This is a genomic window from Labrys wisconsinensis (assembly GCF_030814995.1).
GTDB classification, from domain to species: Bacteria; Pseudomonadota; Alphaproteobacteria; order Rhizobiales; family Labraceae; genus Labrys; species Labrys wisconsinensis.
In genome coordinates, this window is the sequence record NZ_JAUSVX010000019.1 from 24,896 (window position 1) to 41,283 (window position 16,388).

General features: G+C 69.8%; 15 protein-coding genes. 9 read left to right on the forward strand and 6 right to left on the reverse strand.

The annotated features are described in order from the left end of the window. The first annotated feature begins 182 nt into the window (after window positions 1–182). From QO011_RS34590 to QO011_RS34625, 8 genes are all read left to right on the forward strand, one after another. Window positions 183–1,634 (forward strand): aldehyde dehydrogenase, encoded by a 1,452-nt coding sequence (locus QO011_RS34590; protein WP_307282678.1) that lies wholly within the window; start codon window positions 183–185, stop codon window positions 1,632–1,634. 43 nt (window positions 1,635–1,677) lie between these two features. Continuing rightward, on the forward strand, window positions 1,678–2,994 hold the full coding sequence (locus QO011_RS34595; protein ID WP_307282680.1) for an ABC transporter substrate-binding protein: 1,317 nt from the start codon (window positions 1,678–1,680) through the stop codon (window positions 2,992–2,994). A 5-nt stretch (window positions 2,995–2,999) separates the two neighbouring features. Continuing rightward, window positions 3,000–3,737 carry an ABC transporter ATP-binding protein gene (locus QO011_RS34600; protein ID WP_370882056.1) on the forward strand — a complete coding sequence of 246 codons (738 nt, stop codon included), beginning with the start codon at window positions 3,000–3,002 and terminating at the stop codon, window positions 3,735–3,737. Beyond that, window positions 3,734–4,450 (forward strand): ABC transporter ATP-binding protein, encoded by a 717-nt coding sequence (locus tag QO011_RS34605; RefSeq protein WP_307282682.1) that lies wholly within the window; start codon window positions 3,734–3,736, stop codon window positions 4,448–4,450. Before QO011_RS34600 ends, QO011_RS34605 begins: the two co-directional genes overlap by 4 nt. Beyond that, window positions 4,450–5,346 (forward strand): branched-chain amino acid ABC transporter permease, encoded by an 897-nt coding sequence (locus QO011_RS34610; protein ID WP_307282968.1) that lies wholly within the window; start codon window positions 4,450–4,452, stop codon window positions 5,344–5,346. The genes QO011_RS34605 and QO011_RS34610 overlap by 1 nt, the downstream gene beginning before the upstream one ends. Then, a complete protein-coding gene (locus QO011_RS34615; RefSeq protein ID WP_370882058.1) occupies window positions 5,313–6,407 on the forward strand; it encodes a branched-chain amino acid ABC transporter permease in 1,095 nt (364 codons plus the stop codon). Before QO011_RS34610 ends, QO011_RS34615 begins: the two co-directional genes overlap by 34 nt. 82 nt (window positions 6,408–6,489) lie before the next feature. Next, window positions 6,490–7,275, forward strand: coding sequence for a coniferyl-alcohol dehydrogenase (locus QO011_RS34620; RefSeq protein WP_307282970.1), 786 nt, complete (start codon window positions 6,490–6,492; stop codon window positions 7,273–7,275). A gap of 72 nt (window positions 7,276–7,347) precedes the next feature. Then, entirely contained in the window at window positions 7,348–8,790 is a 1,443-nt protein-coding gene (locus QO011_RS34625) for an aldehyde dehydrogenase (RefSeq protein ID WP_307282687.1), read from the forward strand. Between the two features lie 89 nt (window positions 8,791–8,879). Here QO011_RS34625 and QO011_RS34630 read toward each other — a convergent pair whose 3' ends face one another. From QO011_RS34630 to pcaD, 5 genes are read right to left on the reverse strand one after another with little or no spacing between them, the layout of a single operon-like run. Then, window positions 8,880–9,977, reverse strand: coding sequence for a 3-carboxy-cis,cis-muconate cycloisomerase (locus tag QO011_RS34630; protein WP_307282690.1), 1,098 nt, complete (start codon window positions 9,975–9,977; stop codon window positions 8,880–8,882). A 9-nt stretch (window positions 9,978–9,986) separates the two neighbouring features. Further along, on the reverse strand, window positions 9,987–10,613 hold the full coding sequence (gene pcaG / locus QO011_RS34635) for a protocatechuate 3,4-dioxygenase subunit alpha (RefSeq protein WP_307282693.1): 627 nt from the start codon (window positions 10,611–10,613) through the stop codon (window positions 9,987–9,989). Then, entirely contained in the window at window positions 10,613–11,338 is a 726-nt protein-coding gene (gene pcaH / locus QO011_RS34640) for a protocatechuate 3,4-dioxygenase subunit beta (protein WP_307282695.1), read from the reverse strand. Before pcaH ends, pcaG begins: the two co-directional genes overlap by 1 nt. A gap of 16 nt (window positions 11,339–11,354) precedes the next feature. After that, a complete protein-coding gene (pcaC, locus tag QO011_RS34645) occupies window positions 11,355–11,756 on the reverse strand; it encodes a 4-carboxymuconolactone decarboxylase (protein WP_307282697.1) in 402 nt (133 codons plus the stop codon). Then, window positions 11,749–12,543 carry a 3-oxoadipate enol-lactonase gene (pcaD, locus tag QO011_RS34650; RefSeq protein WP_307282699.1) on the reverse strand — a complete coding sequence of 265 codons (795 nt, stop codon included), beginning with the start codon at window positions 12,541–12,543 and terminating at the stop codon, window positions 11,749–11,751. Before pcaD ends, pcaC begins: the two co-directional genes overlap by 8 nt. A gap of 120 nt (window positions 12,544–12,663) precedes the next feature. Between pcaD and pcaQ the strand changes: the two genes are divergently transcribed. Further along, window positions 12,664–13,590 (forward strand): pca operon transcription factor PcaQ, encoded by a 927-nt coding sequence (pcaQ, locus tag QO011_RS34655; protein WP_307282703.1) that lies wholly within the window; start codon window positions 12,664–12,666, stop codon window positions 13,588–13,590. 185 nt (window positions 13,591–13,775) lie between these two features. Here pcaQ and QO011_RS34660 read toward each other — a convergent pair whose 3' ends face one another. Beyond that, on the reverse strand, window positions 13,776–16,223 hold the full coding sequence (locus tag QO011_RS34660) for a GcvT family protein (RefSeq protein ID WP_307282973.1): 2,448 nt from the start codon (window positions 16,221–16,223) through the stop codon (window positions 13,776–13,778). Window positions 16,224–16,388 lie beyond the last annotated feature (165 nt).

Below are 16,388 nucleotides of genomic sequence, written 5' to 3' on the forward strand. Positions count from 1 at the left end.
CTGTGGATCAGGAGACGCAAATCCGGGAGAGGCGGACCGGGCGAGACCGGCCTCGAAGATCCCATTCGACATGTTGACGACCGGTGCCCGCCGGTGGCGGGGCCGACGGGACGTCCGATCGTTCGATGCTCCGGGCGCGCTGTCCGGAGCATGCCAGCTCGGCATGCGCGGGAGAGGAATCCATGCTCGACGTGCCTCTCCTCGTGCGGGACAGGGACCTGCCGGCCTCGGACGGGCTGGTGTTCGAGCGCATCAATCCGATCACCGGCAACGTCGCCAGCCGGGCCGCGGCCGCGACCTTCGCCGACGCCGCCGATGCCGTCGCCGCCGCAGCCGCGGCGTTCCCGGCCTGGTCGGAGACCGGCCCCGGCGAGCGGCGCGCGCGCCTCAACCGCGCCGCCGACGGGCTCTGCTCGCGCCTCGGCGATTTCGTCGCCGCGATGGCGGACGAAACCGGCGCGACCGCGGGCTGGGCCCGATTCAACGTCTCGCTCGCCGCCGACATGCTGCGCGAGGCCGCGGCGGCCGTGACGCAGATCGGCGGCGAGATCGTGCCGTCGGACCAGCCCGGCATGACCGCGATGGCCATCCGCCAGCCGGTCGGCGTCGTGCTCGGCATCGCGCCCTGGAACGCGCCGGTCATCCTCGGCGTGCGCGCCATCGCCATGCCGCTCGCCTGCGGCAACACCGTCGTGCTCAAGGCCTCCGAGCTCTGTCCCCGCACCCACAGGCTGATCGGGGACGTGATGCGCGAGGCGGGCCTCGGCGCCGGCGTGGTCAATGTGCTGAGCAATGCGCCGGCGGATGCGGCCGGGATCGTCGAGGCGCTGATCGCCCATCCGGCCGTCCGGCGGGTCAACTTCACCGGATCGACCCGCGTCGGGCGCCTTGTCGGCGAAGCTGCGGCGCGCCATCTCAAGCCTGCCCTGCTGGAGCTCGGCGGCAAGGCCCCGTTCCTCGTGCTCGAGGACGCGGACCTCGACGAGGCAGTCAGGGCCGCCGCCTTCGGCGCCTTCATGAACCAGGGCCAGATCTGCATGTCGACCGAGCGGATCGTGGTCGACGACACCGTCGCCGACGCCTTCGCCGAGAAGCTCGCCCGGAAGGCCGCCACCCTGGTCGCCGGCGATCCGCGCAAGGCCAACACGCCGCTCGGCTCGATCGTCGGCTTCGAAGCCGTCGAGCGCATCGACGGCCTGGTCAAGGACGCGGTCGCCAAGGGAGCCCGCATCCTCACCGGCGGCCATGCCAACGGCACGCTGATGGATGCGACCGTGCTCGATCACGTCACCTCAGCCATGCGCATCTATGCGGAGGAATCCTTCGGCCCGGTGGTGGCGATCGTCCGGGTACGCGGCGTGGAGGAGGCGATCCGTGTCGCCAACGACACCGAATACGGCCTCGCCTCGGCCGTGTTCGGCCGCGATCTCAACCGCGCCATGCAGGTGGCCCGGCGGATCGAGGCGGGGATCTGCCACATCAACGGGCCGACCGTGCACGACGAGGCGCAGATGCCGTTCGGCGGCGTCAAGGCCTCCGGCTATGGCCGCTTCGGCGGCAAGGCCGCCATCCACGAATTCACCGAGCTGCGCTGGATCACCATTTCCAGCCAGCCCCGGCACTACCCGATCTGAGCGGCGGTTCGCCGCTCGGGACTGAACCTGGGAGGGAACAACAATGAACAAGACGCCGGCACGACACCTGGGAGCGAACCTCTCCCGCCGCGACCTCATCGCCGCGGCCGGCCTCGGCGGGCTGGCTCTGGCGACCGGCGCCCGCAGCGCCTTTGCCGCCGGCGCGGACAACGTCCTCAAGGTCGGCTTCATCAGCCCCCGCACCGGCGCGCTCGCCGGCTTCGGGCAGACGGACGGCTATGTGCTGGAGGTCGTGCGCAAGGCGCTCGCCAAGGGCTTCGCCGTCGCCGGCAAGACCTTCGAGATCCAGATCCTCGACCAGGACACCCAGTCCGATCCCTCGCGCGCCAGCCAGCTCGCCAAGACGCTGATCAACAGCGACCAGGTCGACCTGATGCTGGCGGTGTCGACGCCGGAGACCATCAATCCCGTCGCCGATGCCTGCGAGGCCGCCGGCGTGCCCTGCCTCTCCACCGTCATGCCGTGGGAAGCCTGGTATTTCGGCCGCGGCGCCAAGCCGGGCCAACCCTCGCCGTTCAAGTGGACCTACCATTTCGGCTTCGGCGTCGATGAGTTCTACAAGACCTATGTCTCGCAATGGAGCCTGATCGAGACCAACAAGAAGGTCGGCGTGCTCTATCCCAACGATGCCGACGGCAACGCCATCCGGGCCCATCTCGCGCCGCTGCTCGCCAGCCAGGGCTTCAGCATCGTCGACCCCGGCCCCTATGAAGACGGCACCACCGACTATTCCGCCCAGATCGCCTTGTTCAAGAAGGAGAAATGCCAGATCTTCAACTCCTTCCCGATCCCGCCGGACTTTGCCGCCTTCTGGCGCCAGGCCGCGCAGCAGGGCTATGCCCGCCAGGTCAAGATCGCGCAGATCGCCAAGACCGGGCTGTTTCCCGACGGGGTCGAGGCGCTCGGCAATCTCGGCTTCAACCTCGCCAGCGCCGCCTATTGGCACAAGGCCTTCCCCTACAAGTCGCCGCTGACCGGCATTTCCGGAACGGAGCTGGCCGACGGCTATGAGGCGGCGAGTGGCAAGCAATGGACGCAGCAACTCGGCGCCAGCCTGTCCCTCTTCGATGCCGGCTTCGAGGCCCTGAAAGCGAGCGCAGATCCCCGGGACAAGGCCGCGGTCGCCAAGGCGATCGCCACGCTGAAGACGACGACGATGATCGGCAAGGTCGACTTCACGGCGGGTCCGGTCGCCAACGTCTCGCCCGGCCCGATCATCGGCACGCAATGGGTGAAGGCCCCTGCCGGCAGCAAGTTCAAGCTCGACTATGTCGTGACCGAGCACGCCACCGACCCCAACGTGCCGGTCGGGGCCAAGCTCGCGCCCTATAACGGCTGACGACCGTGCGCGACGCCAGCGCCCCGATCCTCGCGGCCGCCGGCATCCGCAAGCGCTTCGACGCGCTCGTGGTGCTGGACGACGTGAGCTTCGCCATGCGCGCCGATGAAGCCGTCGGCATCGTCGGCCCGAACGGCGCCGGCAAGACGACGCTGCTGAGCGTCCTGGTCGGCGCCCATGCACCGAGCACCGGGACCATCCGCTTCCGCGGCGAGGACGTCACGGCCCTGCCGGCCGCCGAGCGCTGCCGGCGCGGCATCGTGCGGACGCACCAGATCCCGCGGCCATTCATCGGCATGACCGTGTTCGAGAACGTCTTCGTCGCCGCCTCGAGCGGCGGCGCGTTCCAGCGCGACGAGGCGTATCAGCGCGCCATCGACGCCCTGTCGCTCTGCGGCATGCTGAAGATCGCCAACCGCCGGGCGGAGACCGTCGGCCTGCTCGACCGCAAGCGGCTCGAGCTTGCCCGGGCGCTCGCCACCGACCCGGCGGTGCTGCTGCTCGACGAGATCGGCGGCGGGCTCACCGATGCCGAAGCCGGCGAACTGGTCGGCACCATCCGCGAGCTCAAGCGGCGCGGCATCGCCATCGTCTGGATCGAGCATATCGTTCACGTGCTGCTCAAGGTCGCGGAGCGGCTGATCTGCATGGATGCCGGGCGCATCATCGCCGACGGCGATCCGGCCGCGGTCATGGCCGATCCCGCGGTCATCGCAGCCTATCTCGGCGGGAGCACGCCATGAGCCTCCTCGCCGTCGACGATCTCGACGTCCGCCACGGCCTGCTGCAGGCGGTCAAGGGCGTCGGCTTCGCCCTCGAGAAGGGCGAGACGCTCGCCCTGATCGGCGCCAACGGCGCCGGCAAGACGACGCTGCTGCGCGCCATCGCCGGTGCCCACCGCCCCGCCGGCGGCCGCGTCCTGCTCGACGGCGCCGACGTGACGGCCATGCCGGCCCACAGGCGCGCCGCCATGGGCATCGCCCTGGTGCCGGAGGGGCGCCGCCTGTTCGCCCAGATGACGGTCGAGGAGAACCTGCTGCTCGCCCGCTCGGCGGGACGCCGCGGCCGATGGACCGTCGAGGCGGTGATGGAGGCCTTTCCCAACCTCAGGGATCGCCGCAAGGCCCGTGCCGGCAGCCTCTCCGGCGGCGAGCAGCAGGCGACGGCGATCGGCCGGGCGCTGATGACCAATCCGGACGTGCTGCTGCTCGACGAGGTCTCGCTCGGCCTGTCGCCGCTCGCCGTCGACCGGGTCTACGCCTCGCTGCAGGGGCTGATCGCCTCCGGCACCACCATCATCCTGGTCGAGCAGGACCTGAAGCGGGCGCTCGCCGTCGCCGACCGCGTCATCTGCATGCTGGAGGGTTGGAGCGTGCTCGAAGCGCGGGCCAGGGATGTTACCCGCGAGCAGGTGACGGACGCCTATTTCGGCCTGCGCCGGGGAGCGGCGGCATGATGATTTGGCTGAACCAGATCGTCCAGGGCGTGCTGCTCGGCGGCTATTACGCGCTGATCGCCTGTGGCCTCTCCTTCATGTTCGGCGTCATGCGGGTCATCAACCTCGCCCATGGCAGCCTTGCGGTCCTCGCGGCCTACGTCCTCTGGCTGCTCGCCGACCGCTACGAAATCTCGCCCTTCCTCGGCCTCGGCCTGGTGCTGCCGGCGATGGCCGCGCTCGGCTGGGTGCTGCAGCGCGCCGTGCTGGAGCGCAGCGCGCGCGGCGGCCTGCTGGTACCGATCCTCTCGACCTTCGGGCTCGCCATCGTCATCGACAATCTCCTGTTCGAGCAGTTCGGGGCCGACACAAGGTCGCTGGCGCCCTATATCGACACGCTCTCCTATGACAGCTGGACCATCACCGACGACATCTATGTCGGCGAGCTCGCCGCGTTGATCTTCGCAACGGCCGTCGTCCTCCTCGGCGGGCTGCAGCTCTTCCTGTCGTTCACGCCGCTCGGACGCGCCATCCGCGCCACGGCCGAGGATCCGGACACGGTCGGGCTCGTCGGCATCGATGCCCGCACCGTCAATGCCGCCGCGACCGCGATCGCCATGGTCACGGTCGGCCTTGCCGGCGGCGCGCTCGCCATGCGCGCGACCTTCGATCCCTATGCCGGCGCGCCGCAGCTGATCTTCGCCTTCGAGGCCGCGGTCATCGGCGGAGCCGGCTCGCTCTGGGGCACGCTGCTGGGCGGCATCGTGCTCGGCGTCGCCCAGACCATCGGCGCCCAGATCAGCCCGCAGGGCTTTCTGATCGCCGGCCACGCCGTCTTCCTCGCCGTCCTGTTCGCGCGCCTGTGGCGAGGCCGGATCGCCGACTGGGTCCGCATTCGACGGGGACGCATCGCATGAGGACCGCCATCACCGTCGAGCGCTGGACTCCCCTGTCGATCGCTTCGGTCGCCCTTGCGGTCGCCGTGCTGATCGGCCTCGCCTTCGGGCCGCTCGTCCTCGGCGCCAATGCGGTCGACGAGCTCACCACGCTGTTCATCTACGTCATCCTCGCGGTGATGTGGAACGCGCTCGCCGGCTATGGCGGGCTCGTCTCCGTCGGGCAGCAGGCCTTTTTCGGCCTCGGCGCCTATGCGGCCGTGCGGCTCGCCGATTTCGGCGTCGGCGTCTACCCTGCCCTCGTCCTCGGCGCGCTGCTCGTCGGGCTGGTGTCGCTGCCGATCTCGGCCTTCATGTTGCGGCTGAAGGCCGGTGAATTCGCCATCGGCATGTGGGTGGTGGCCGAGCTCGCCCATCTCCTGGTCAATCTCGACAGCCTGGTCCAGGGCGAGACCGGAACGTCCCTGATCGCGCTCAACGCCTATGCGGCCGAGACGCGGCACGCGCTGACCTATTGGGTCGCCCTCGGCGCCATGACCGCCCTCCTCGGCACCGTCTTCGCACTGCTGCGCAGCCGCGTCGGCGCCGCCATCCAGGCGATCCGCGACAACGAGGAGGCGGCCGACGCCGTGGGCGTGCGGGTGCTCAGAACCAAACGGATCGTCTTCGTGCTCGCCGCCTTCGGCGCCGGCATGGCCGGGGCACTGTGGCTGGCGACCGCCATCTCGTTCCAGCCGAAGACCTATTTCAGCGTGCAATGGACGGCCTACATGATCTTCATGGTGCTGGTGGGCGGCCTCGGCACCTTCGAAGGGGCGATCCTCGGCGCCGTCATCTTCTTCGCCATCGAAGCCTGGTTCGGTTCGGCCGGCGTCTGGTACCTCGTCGGCCTCGGCGCCACCGCACTCGTCTTCGCACTGTTCCTGCCGCGCGGCCTCTGGGGGGTCCTGGAGAGCCGCACCGGCTGGCGGCTGCTGCCCGTCGGCTACCGCCTGCGGTTCTCCGACGGCGGCTCGCCCCTGCCGCACGGGCGGACAGCCTCGGTCCCGGTCCATGCCGGCGGCTCCACATCCCAGGGATAGGCAGGGCCGGCCCACCACCAACGAATGTTCGCCCGTGCGCCTCGGGCACGGCCTCGACGTCCACGACCTGAAAGGCAAAGCCATGCTCTTCGGCAAGACCATCCTCATCACCGGCGTCTCCTCCGGCATCGGCGCCCGAACCGCGGAGCTCGCCCTGCAGCTCGGCGCCGACGTCATCGGCGTCGACGTCCGCGCGCCGGCGGCGGCGCTTTCCGCCTTCATCGAGGCCGACCTCTCATCCCCGCTGGCGATCACGGATCTCGTCGCCCGCCTGCCGCAACGGTTCGACGCCCTGTGCAACGTCGCGGGCGTCTCGGGCACGCTCGGCGCGGCCAAGACGCTGGCCATCAATTTCTACGGCCTGCGGGCCCTGTCGGAAGCGGTGGCGCCGCGGCTGCGCGAAGGCGGCGCCGTGGTCAACGTCGCCTCCATCGCCGGCTTCGGCTGGCGCGCCAATCTGGAGCGAACCAAGGCTCTCGTCGGCGTCCAGGGCTTTCCGGACGTCGACGCCGTCGTCGCCGAGCTCGGGATCCCCAAGGAGCTCGGCTACCCCATCTCGAAGGAGGCGCTGCTGCTCTGGACGTTCCGGGCCGCGCACCAGCCGCTGTTCAAGGCGAGGACCATCCGCGTCAACGCCGTCAGCCCAGGCCCGGTCGAGACGCCGATCCTCAGGGAATTCCGTTCCGTCCTCGGCGACGCGCGCGTCGACAGCGACATCGCCCGGGTCGGAAGGGCCGGCACCGCGCCGGACATCGCCCCCGCCATCCTGTTCCTGTGCTCGGACGGCGCCCGCTGGATCAACGGCGCCAACCTGCCCGTCGATGGCGGGCTCGATGCCTCGGTCAACGCCGAGGTCCTCGGCTTCTGACCCGCAACCATTCCGCAATGCCGACAGCCGCCGGCCCGCGTCTCGCGGCGCCGGCCCATCCTGGAGACCGACATGACCTTCGACTTCATCATCGACGGCGCCGCCAGCGGGGCCGAGGGCGGCGCGACCTTCGAGCGCCTGGATCCGGTCACCGGCGCGGTGGCGACGCGGGCGGCGGCGGCAACCCTCGCCGACGTCGAGCGGGTGGTCGCTTCGGCGTCAAAGGCCTTCGAGACATGGTCGGAGACCGGCCCGGGCGAACGGCGCATGCTGCTGTTGAAGGCGGCGGACCTCATCGAGAGCCGCACCCCGGACTTTACGAGGCTGATGCTGGAGGAGACCGGCGCCACGGCGCCATGGGCCGGGTTCAACGTGCACCTCGCCGCCGGCATGCTGCGCGAAGCCGCCTCCCTCACCACCCAGATCACCGGCGAAGTGATCCCCTCCGACAAGCCCGGCATCCTGTCGATGGCTCTGCGCCAGCCCGCCGGCGTGGTGCTCGGCATGGCGCCGTGGAACGCACCCGTCATCCTCGGCGTGCGCGCCATCGCCACGCCGCTCGCCTGCGGCAATACGGTGATCCTGCGCTCGTCGGAAGCCTGCCCCGGCACACACCACCTGATCGGGCAGGTGCTCAACGATGCCGGCTTCCCCCCAGGCGTCGTCAACGTCCTGTCGAATGCGCCGGCGGATGCGCCCGGGATCGTCGAGGCGCTGATCGCCCATCCCGCGGTCCGCCGCATCAACTTCACGGGATCGACCAAGGTCGGCAGGATCATCGCCAGGCTCGCGGCGGACCATCTGAAGCCGGTGCTGCTGGAGCTCGGCGGCAAGGCGCCCTTCCTGGTGCTCGACGACGCCGACCTCGACCAGGCGGTCGATGCCGCCGCCTTCGGCGCCTTCCTGAACCAGGGCCAGATCTGCATGTCGACGGAGCGCTTCATCGTCGATGCCAGGGTTGCCGACGCCTTCGTCGCCAGGTTCGCGGCCAAGGCCGGCAAGCTGCCCGCCGGCGATCCCCGCGGCCATGTCGTGCTGGGATCGCTGGTCGACCGGCAGGCCGCCGAGAAGATGGACGGGCTGATCGCCGATGCCGTGGAGCACGGCGCGACGATCGTCGCCGGCGGCCATCGCGACGGCAGCATCGTGGAGGCGACATTGCTCGATCATGTGACGCCGGCCATGCGGATCTACCGGGAGGAGTCCTTCGGCCCGGTGAAGCCGATCATCCGGGTGAACGGGGTCGACGAGGCGGTGCGCGTGGCGAACGACACCGAATACGGCCTGTCGGCAGCCGTGTTCGGCCGGGACGTCAAGCGCGCCCTCGCGGTCTCCAGGCGCCTGCAGACCGGCATCTGCCACATCAACGGACCCACCGTCGCCGACGAGCCGCAAATGCCCTTCGGCGGCGTCAAGTCCTCCGGCTACGGACGCTTCGGCGGCAAGGCGGCGATCGATGCCTTCACCGATCTGCGCTGGGTGACGATCGAGGGGCCGCAGCCCTATCCGTTCTGACGCCTCGGACCGGTTCCGGGCGATGGTCGGCGGCTTCGTCCTCGCAACCTGGCGCTGCAGCGACCGCTTCGAGCGGCGCCGTGAGGACGTCAGGCCGGATGATCCGTCTCCAGAGGCTTGAAGGAAATCCCCGAGACAAGCGCACGGGCGTGGCGCAGCGCGGCGCCGGCGGTGATCGCCATGCGCGGCAGCGTCATCCATTCCAGCGTCCAGGCGGCGCCGGAGCGTTCGTTCTCGTGCACCAGCGCCTGATGCAGCGTGCCGGCGAGGCCGGCGTTGAAGCGGGCCAGCGCCACCAGTACCTCGGCGCCGACCGGGTTCGACTTGTGCGCCATGGCCGATGAGCCGCCGCCCTGGGCGAGGCGCACGGCGCCGACCTCGCTCTGGGCGAGCAGCGCCACATCCTGCCCGAGCTTGCCGAGGGCGCCTGTCATCAGCGACAGCAGCGAGCCGAGCTCGACGATGCCGTCCCGCGCCGTGTGCCAGGGCGCCGCCGGCGCCAGGCCGAGCCGGGTCGCCAGCGCATCGACCAGCCCGGCGCCCTGCTCGCCCTTGGCCGCGCCGACACCGATCGGGCCGCCGAGCTGCAGGGCGAAGACGCGCGGGCCGATCTCCTCGAGGCGTCGGCGATGCCGCTCCAGCGGGCGCAGCCAGGTCTCGATCTTGTCGGCCGCGGTGAAGGGAAGCGCCGCCTGCATGCGCGTATGCGCCATCAGCGGCACGGCTCCCTGCGCCTGCCGCAGGGCGACGAGATCGTCGAGAAGGGCGGCAAGGCGCGCGTCGAGCAGCGCGGCGGCCGTCTTCAGGCGCAGCATCAGGCCGGTGTCGACCAGGTCCTGGCTCGTGGCGCCAACATGCACGCAGGGCCCGTGCTGCGGGCCGACGGCGAGGCGCAGCGCCGCGACCAGGGCCGGACCGACGACGCCGTCCCTCACCATGCCCTGGCGCAGCGCCGACCAGTCCGGTTTGAACTCCCGGCAAGCTCCGGCGATCGCCTCCGCCGCTACGGTCGGGATGATCCCGATGGCGGCCTGCACCTCGGCCAGCGCCGCCTCGAAGGTCAGCAGCGCGGCGAGGTCGGCCTCGTCGGAGAACAGCGCGCCGACCTCCGCGTCGCCGACGAGCGACTCGATGAGCGAGGGGCCGGCTCCGGCCATGCCCGCCGGCAGCGTCTGGAGCTTGGCCATATCTCAATCTCACATGTCGAAGAACACGGTTTCCTGGTGCCCTTGCAGGCGGATGTCGAAGGTGTAGGTCGGCAGGCCGGCCCCGTCGCTGCGCGGGGCGATCAGCGTCGGGACGCGCACCTTGTGCTCGATACGGGCGAGCACCGGATCCTCGGCGTTCGCCGCGGCCTCGTCGCCGAAATACATCCGGGTGTGCAGGCCGATATTGATGCCGCGCGCCACGATCCAGAAGGTGATGTGCGGCGCCATCAGCCGCCCGTCGAGGAAGGGCACGCGGCCGGGCTTGACGGTCTCGAAGCGGAATGCGCCGGTGACGGCATCGGTCGGCTGCCGGCCCCAGCCCGAGAAGGCCGGATCGGCCTGGCCGCGGGTCTCGCCATGCCCGTTGTAGAGGCCGGCCGCATCCGTCTGCCAGATCTCGACCATGGCGTCCCTCAGCGGCGTGCCGGAGCCGTCGATGACGTGGCCTTCGACCAGGATGCGCTCGCCCCGGGTCTCGGGGCCGACCATGACGAGGCCGAGATCCTCGTCCCAGACGCCTGAGATCTCGACCCGGTTCGGCGTGCAGCCGATATGGACATAGGGGCCGGCGGTCTGCGACGGGCTCTCCTTGAACTGATCGAGCTTCTGAACCATCAATTGCCCTCCAGCCGGTTCTCGAACAGGGTCGAGCGACGCCCGCGCAGCACGATGTCGAACTTGTAGGCGAGCGCGTCCATGGGGACGGTGTTGTTGCGGTCGAGCGCCGCCACCAATTGCTCGATCGCCGCCTTGTCCGGGATGGTCGAGACGATCGGGCACTGCCAGATCATCGGGTCGCCCTCGAAATACATCTGGGTGATCAGGCGCTGGGCGAAGGCATGGCCGAAGATCGAGAAATGGATATGCGCCGGCCGCCAATCGTTGACGCCGTTCGGCCAGGGATAGGCGCCGGGCTTGATGGTGCGGAAGCGGTACCGGCCGTCCGCGTCGGTGAGGATGCGCCCGCAGCCACCGAAATTCGGGTCGAGCGCCGCAAGATAGGCGTCCTTCTTGTGGCGGTAGCGCCCGCCGGCATTGGCCTGCCAGACCTCGATCAGTGCGCCGGGGACCGGCCGGGCATTCTCGTCCAGCACTCGGCCATAGACGACGATGCGCTGGCCGATCGGCTCGCCGGTGTGGACGAAATTGCGGATGAGGTCGTTGTCGAGCGGCCCGAGCCGGTCATGCCCGAACACGGGGCCCGTCATCTCCGACAGCGTGCCCGGCAGCGACAGCAGCGCGTTGCGCGGGGCGCGCAGCACCGAGGTCTTGTATTGCGGCGTCAGCGCCGGCGGATGCCAGCCCCGATCGCGCTGATAGAACGAACCCTGGTCGGACATCCCTTCGCCTCGCGCGCTAGTCTTCCGTCTTCTCGGCCGCCGCCATCTCGGCATAGGCGGCCTTGATCAGCTTGATCGCATGATTGGCCGCGGGCACGCCGGCATAAATGGCGACATGCAGCATCGCCTCCTTGATGTCGTCCGGCGTGGCGCCGGTGTTGCGGGTGGCGCGCACATGCATGGCGACCTCCTCGTCATGGCCGAGGGCCGCCAGGAGCGCGATGGTCACGATCGAGCGTTCGCGCAAGGTGAAGCCGGGCCGCGACCAGACCGAGCCCCAGGCCGTCTCGGTGATGAAGGCCTGGAAATCGGCATCGAAATCGGTGATCGCAGCGCCGGCGCGATCGACATGGGCGTCGCCGAGCACGGAGCGGCGCGTCGCCATGCCGGTTCGATAGCGCTCGTTCGGGTCAGACATGGCCGGCCTCCCCCAGGTGATGCAGGATCAGGTCGGCCAGCAGCGCCGGCTGCTCGATGCAGGGCAGATGCCCGGCGCCCGGAATGATCTCGAACCGCGCGCCGGGAATGAGCGCGGCCGTGGCGCGGACGACGTCGGGCGGCGTCGCGCCGTCCTCGTCGCCGACGAGGCAGAGCGTCGGCACCCGGATCGCCGCCACGGCTCCCGTCAGGTCGGCCTCGCGGATCGCCGCGCAGGTCGCGGCATAGCCGTCCGCCGGCGTGCGCACGAGCATGTTGCGCCAGCCGGCCAGCTCGACCGCCCGGTCGCGGCGGAACGCCGCGGAGAACCAGCGCTCGAGGATGCTGTCGGCGATCGCCGCGAGACCGGAGGTCTGGACCGCGGCGATGCGCGCCTCCCACAGGGTCGCGGAGCCGATCCGGGCGGCCGTGTCGCAGAGCACGAGCGCCGCGACGCGCCCCGGCGCCCACAACGCCCCCCCTTGCGCGATCAGGCCGCCGAAGGACAGGCCGACGACCGCCGCCGCTTGGACCTCCGCGGCATCGAGCACGGCGAGGAGATCCTCGACATGGTCCTCCAGCGCATGCGGCCCGGCGGCGGTGTCCGACAGGCCATGGCCGGCCTTGTCGTAGCGGATCAGCCGGTAGCGACCGGCGAAGGCCGGGAGCATCGCGTCCCAGATCCGGAAATCGGTGCCGAGGGAATTGGCGAAGACGACCGCCGGCCGGTCGGTGGGGCCGTCGGAGCGCCAGTGCAGGACGCGTTCGCCGCGCAGGAGAAAGGCCATGGTCCAAACCGCCGGCCGGCATCCCCGCCGGCAGCCGCAATTCTGGTCCGTGCATTCTCTTATGTAAAATGAGATCGCACCCCGTATGTATAACCCTCAGGTTATGTCCCTGGCTCGCCCATGCTCGACCCGCGCATCAAGCTCCGCCATCTCTCCTGTTTCCTCGAGGTCGCGCGGCTGGAAAGCGTCAGCAGGGCGGCCGAGATCCTGAACGTGACCCAGCCGGCGGTCTCCAAGACGATCCGGGAGCTGGAGGAGGTGCTGCGGGTGCCGCTGTTCGACCGCAGCGGCCGCAACCTCGTGCTGACCGGCTTCGGCGAGGTGTTCCAGCGCTATGCCGGCGCGAGCGTCACCGCCCTGCGCCAGGGCTTCGACTCGGTGGCGCGGGCGCGCGCTTCGGACGCGGTCGCGGTGCGGATCGGCGCCCTGCCGACGGTGTCGGCCCGGATCCTGCCGCATGCCATGGCGCATTTCACCGCGCAGAGCCTCGGCATGAAGCCGCGCGTCGTCACCGGCCCCAACGGCTTCCTCCTGTCGCAGCTGCGGCTCGGCGACCTCGACCTCGTGCTCGGCCGCATGGCCGATCCCGCGGCGATGGCCGGCTTTGCCTTCGAGCATCTCTATTCCGAGCGGGTCGTCTTCGCCGTCCGTGCGGGCCATCCGCTGCTCGCCTCGAAGCCGTTCGAGTTCACGGCGATCGCCCGGCATCAGGTGCTGATGCCGCCACCGGATTCCATCATCCGCCCGACCGTCGAGCGCTTCCTCGTCACGCACGGCATCGGCCCCTTCGCCGAGGAGATCGAGACGGTGTCCGACAGCTTCGGCGGCAGCTATGTCCGCGCCTGCGACGCGATCTGGATCATTTCCGAGGGCGTCGTGGCCGAGGACGTCGCCGACGGCCGGCTGGCGCTGCTGCCGATCGACACCGCGGATACGCCGGGGCCCGTGGGGCTGACGACGCGGGCCGGCACGACGCTCCCGATCGCGGCGGAACTCTTCGCGCAATCCGTCCGCGCCGCCGTGCGGCGGGTGTCCGCGCAGAGGTGAGCCATGGGCGGGCGGCTTGTCTCTGCCGCCGATTCAATCGGTCCAAATCTCGACCGTCTTTCGGCATAGGCCGCCTCGGGGCCGGGCGCAGCGGAGCCCGGACACCCGCTGGGATGACACCATGACCATGTCGAGACGCAGCGTCCTGATCGCGGCCGGCGCCGCCGCCATCAGAGGCGCCCAGCCTACATCCTCACCCGCTCCGCCTTCGGATCGTACATCGGGGCGATCGAGGCGTCCGCCGTCACCCGCATTCCCGCGATCTCGATCTCGTAGGCCGAGGCCAGCACCTCCGCCTCGCTTTGCCCCTTGCACGGCACATAGCCCAGGCCGATGGCGCCGCCGAGGTGATGACCATAATTGCCCGAGGTGACGGTCGAGACGATCCTGCCGTCGCGGACCAGCGCCTCGTTGTGGAACAGCAGCGGTTCGGGATCGGTCAGCCTGAACTGCACCAGGCGCCGCTCGAGCCCGGCCTCCTTCTTGCGCAGCACCGCCTCGCGGCCGATGAAATCGCCCTTGGCCGTCTTCACGGCAAAGCCGAGGCCGGCTTCGAGAACGTGATCCTCGTCGGTGATGTCGTGGCCGAAATGCCGGAAGGCCTTTTCGATGCGGCAGGAGTCGAGCGTGTGCAGGCCGCAGAGCTTCAGGCCGAGATCGGCGCCCGCCGCCTCGAGCGCTTCGAAGACATGCGCCGCCTGGTCGGAGGACACGTAGAGCTCCCAGCCGAGCTCGCCGACATAGGTGACCCGATGGGCGCGGGCGAGGCCCATGCCGATCTCGATCTCCCGCGCCGTGCCGAAGGGATGGGCGGCGTTGGAGAAGTCGTCGGGGCTCACCGCCCGCATCAGCTCGCGCGACTTCGGCCCCATGATGCAGAACACCGATTCGGCCGCCGTGACGTCGGTGACGACCACGAATTCCTCCGGCTTCAGGTTCCGCCGGAGCCAGGAGAGGTCGCGCTGCAGCGTCGCTCCGGGCACGACGAGGAAGAAGGCGGCTTCGGACAGGCGCGTCACCGTCAGGTCGCTTTCGATGCCGCCGCGAGGGTTGAGCATCTGCGTGTAGACGATCCGGCCCGGCTCGACATCCATCTGGTTGGCGCACAGGCGCTGCAGGAAGGCGAGCGCATCGCGGCCCTCGACGCGGATCTTGCCGAAGGAGGTCATGTCGATGAAGCCGACGCCGCTGCGGATGGCCGCATGCTCCTCCTTCTGGTTTTCGAACCAGTTCTGCCGCCTCCAGGAGTAGCGGTATTCCCGTTCCTGGCCAGGCCTGGCGTACCAATTGGCGCGTTCCCAGCCGGCGACCTCGCCGAAGACGGCGCCGCGGGCCTTCAGATGCTCGTGCAGCGGGGAACGGCGCACGCCGCGCGCCGTCGCCATCTGCCGATAGGGGAAGTGGTCGGCATAGAGCAGGCCGAGCGTCTCGACGACGCGCGCCCTGAGATAGGCCCGGTTCCGCTGGAAAGGCTGGGCCCGGCGGATGTCGACCTCCCAAAGGTCGAAGGGCGGCTCGCCGTCGTTCATCCACTGCGCCAGCGCCATGCCGGCACCGCCGGAGGAGATGATGCCGATGGAGTTGTAGCCGGCGGCGACCCAGTAGCCCTTCAGCTCCGGCGCCTCACCGAGATAGTAGCGGTCGTCCGGCGTGAAGCTTTCCGGACCGTTGAAGAAGGTGTGGATGCCGGCCGTCTCCAGCATCGGCATGCGGTTGATCGCCTTTTCCAGAATCGGCTGGAAATGGTCGAAATCGTCCGGCAGCTGGTCAAAGCAGAAATCCTCGCGGATGCCGTCCATGCCCCAGGGCTTGGCCTCGAGCTCGAAGGCGCCGACGAGCATCTTGCCCGCATCTTCCTTGTAGTAGGTGCATTCGTCGGGAACGCGCAGCACCGGCAGCTGCGACAGGCCTGCGATCGGCTCGGTGACGATGTAGAAATGCTCGCAGGCGTGCAGCGGCACGGTGACGTCCGACGATGCGCCGAGCTCGCGCCCCCACATGCCCGCGGCGTTGACGACGTTCTCCGTCTCGATCGTGAAGACCTCGCCATTCTGCTCGCAGGTGACGCCGGTCACCCGGCCGGCCTTCCTGAGAACCGCGGTCACCTTGACGCCCTCGATGATCGTGGCGCCGTTCAGCCGCGCGCCCTTGGCGAGCGCCATGGCGATGTTGGCCGGGTCGCACTGGCCGTCGAGCGGCAGATGAACGGCCGCCTTCACGTCGGCGGTGTTCAGATGCGGATACATCGCCTTGACGTCATCGACGGAAATCTCCCGGACGTCGACGCCGAAGGCGCGGGCGAGCGAGGCCTGGCGATAGATCTCCTGCCGCCGCTCTTCCGTCAGCGCCACCGTCATCGAGCCGTTCTGCTTCATGCCGGTGCCGATGCCGGTCTCGGCCTCGAGCCCGGCGTAGAGGTCGGCGGAATATTTGGCGAGCCGCGTCATGTTCTGGCTGGCGCGCATCTGGCCGATGAGGCCCGCCGCATGCCAGGTCGTGCCGCAGGTGAGCTGCCTGCGTTCGAGCAGGACCACGTCCGTCCAGCCGAGCCTGGCCAGATGATAGGCCACCGAGCAGCCCGATACGCCGCCGCCGATGATGACGGCTCGCGCCTTGGTGGGGATCGCCTTCATGCTCAAGCCCTTCGTCTTCCAGTCCGAGATCGCATCGCGGCTGGTCTTGCCGCGCCGCCGGCGGGCGGCGCCCACCATGGGTCCCCGTGTCCATACTTTCCAGCGACCGTCTCCGGCAACGGCGACCGGCATGCCCGGTCGGCGGAGCCGAGGCGGTCGCGAGAG

What these genes read in the sequence shown, in the direction of transcription:
- QO011_RS34625 (WP_307282687.1), top strand. Translation starts at nt 7,348, where the DNA reads ATGACCTTCGACTTCATCATCGACGGCGCCGCCAGCGGGGCCGAGGGC.
- pcaQ (WP_307282703.1), top strand. Translation starts at nt 12,664, where the DNA reads ATGCTCGACCCGCGCATCAAGCTCCGCCATCTCTCCTGTTTCCTCGAG.
- QO011_RS34605 (WP_307282682.1), top strand. Translation starts at nt 3,734, where the DNA reads ATGAGCCTCCTCGCCGTCGACGATCTCGACGTCCGCCACGGCCTGCTG.
- pcaD (WP_307282699.1), bottom strand. Translation starts at nt 12,543, where the DNA reads ATGGCCTTTCTCCTGCGCGGCGAACGCGTCCTGCACTGGCGCTCCGAC.
- pcaH (WP_307282695.1), bottom strand. Translation starts at nt 11,338, where the DNA reads ATGTCCGACCAGGGTTCGTTCTATCAGCGCGATCGGGGCTGGCATCCG.
- QO011_RS34610 (WP_307282968.1), top strand. Translation starts at nt 4,450, where the DNA reads ATGATTTGGCTGAACCAGATCGTCCAGGGCGTGCTGCTCGGCGGCTAT.
- QO011_RS34630 (WP_307282690.1), bottom strand. Translation starts at nt 9,977, where the DNA reads ATGGCCAAGCTCCAGACGCTGCCGGCGGGCATGGCCGGAGCCGGCCCC.
- pcaG (WP_307282693.1), bottom strand. Translation starts at nt 10,613, where the DNA reads ATGGTTCAGAAGCTCGATCAGTTCAAGGAGAGCCCGTCGCAGACCGCC.
- QO011_RS34590 (WP_307282678.1), top strand. Translation starts at nt 183, where the DNA reads ATGCTCGACGTGCCTCTCCTCGTGCGGGACAGGGACCTGCCGGCCTCG.
- QO011_RS34595 (WP_307282680.1), top strand. Translation starts at nt 1,678, where the DNA reads ATGAACAAGACGCCGGCACGACACCTGGGAGCGAACCTCTCCCGCCGC.
- QO011_RS34660 (WP_307282973.1), bottom strand. Translation starts at nt 16,223, where the DNA reads ATGAAGGCGATCCCCACCAAGGCGCGAGCCGTCATCATCGGCGGCGGC.
- pcaC (WP_307282697.1), bottom strand. Translation starts at nt 11,756, where the DNA reads ATGTCTGACCCGAACGAGCGCTATCGAACCGGCATGGCGACGCGCCGC.
- QO011_RS34620 (WP_307282970.1), top strand. Translation starts at nt 6,490, where the DNA reads ATGCTCTTCGGCAAGACCATCCTCATCACCGGCGTCTCCTCCGGCATC.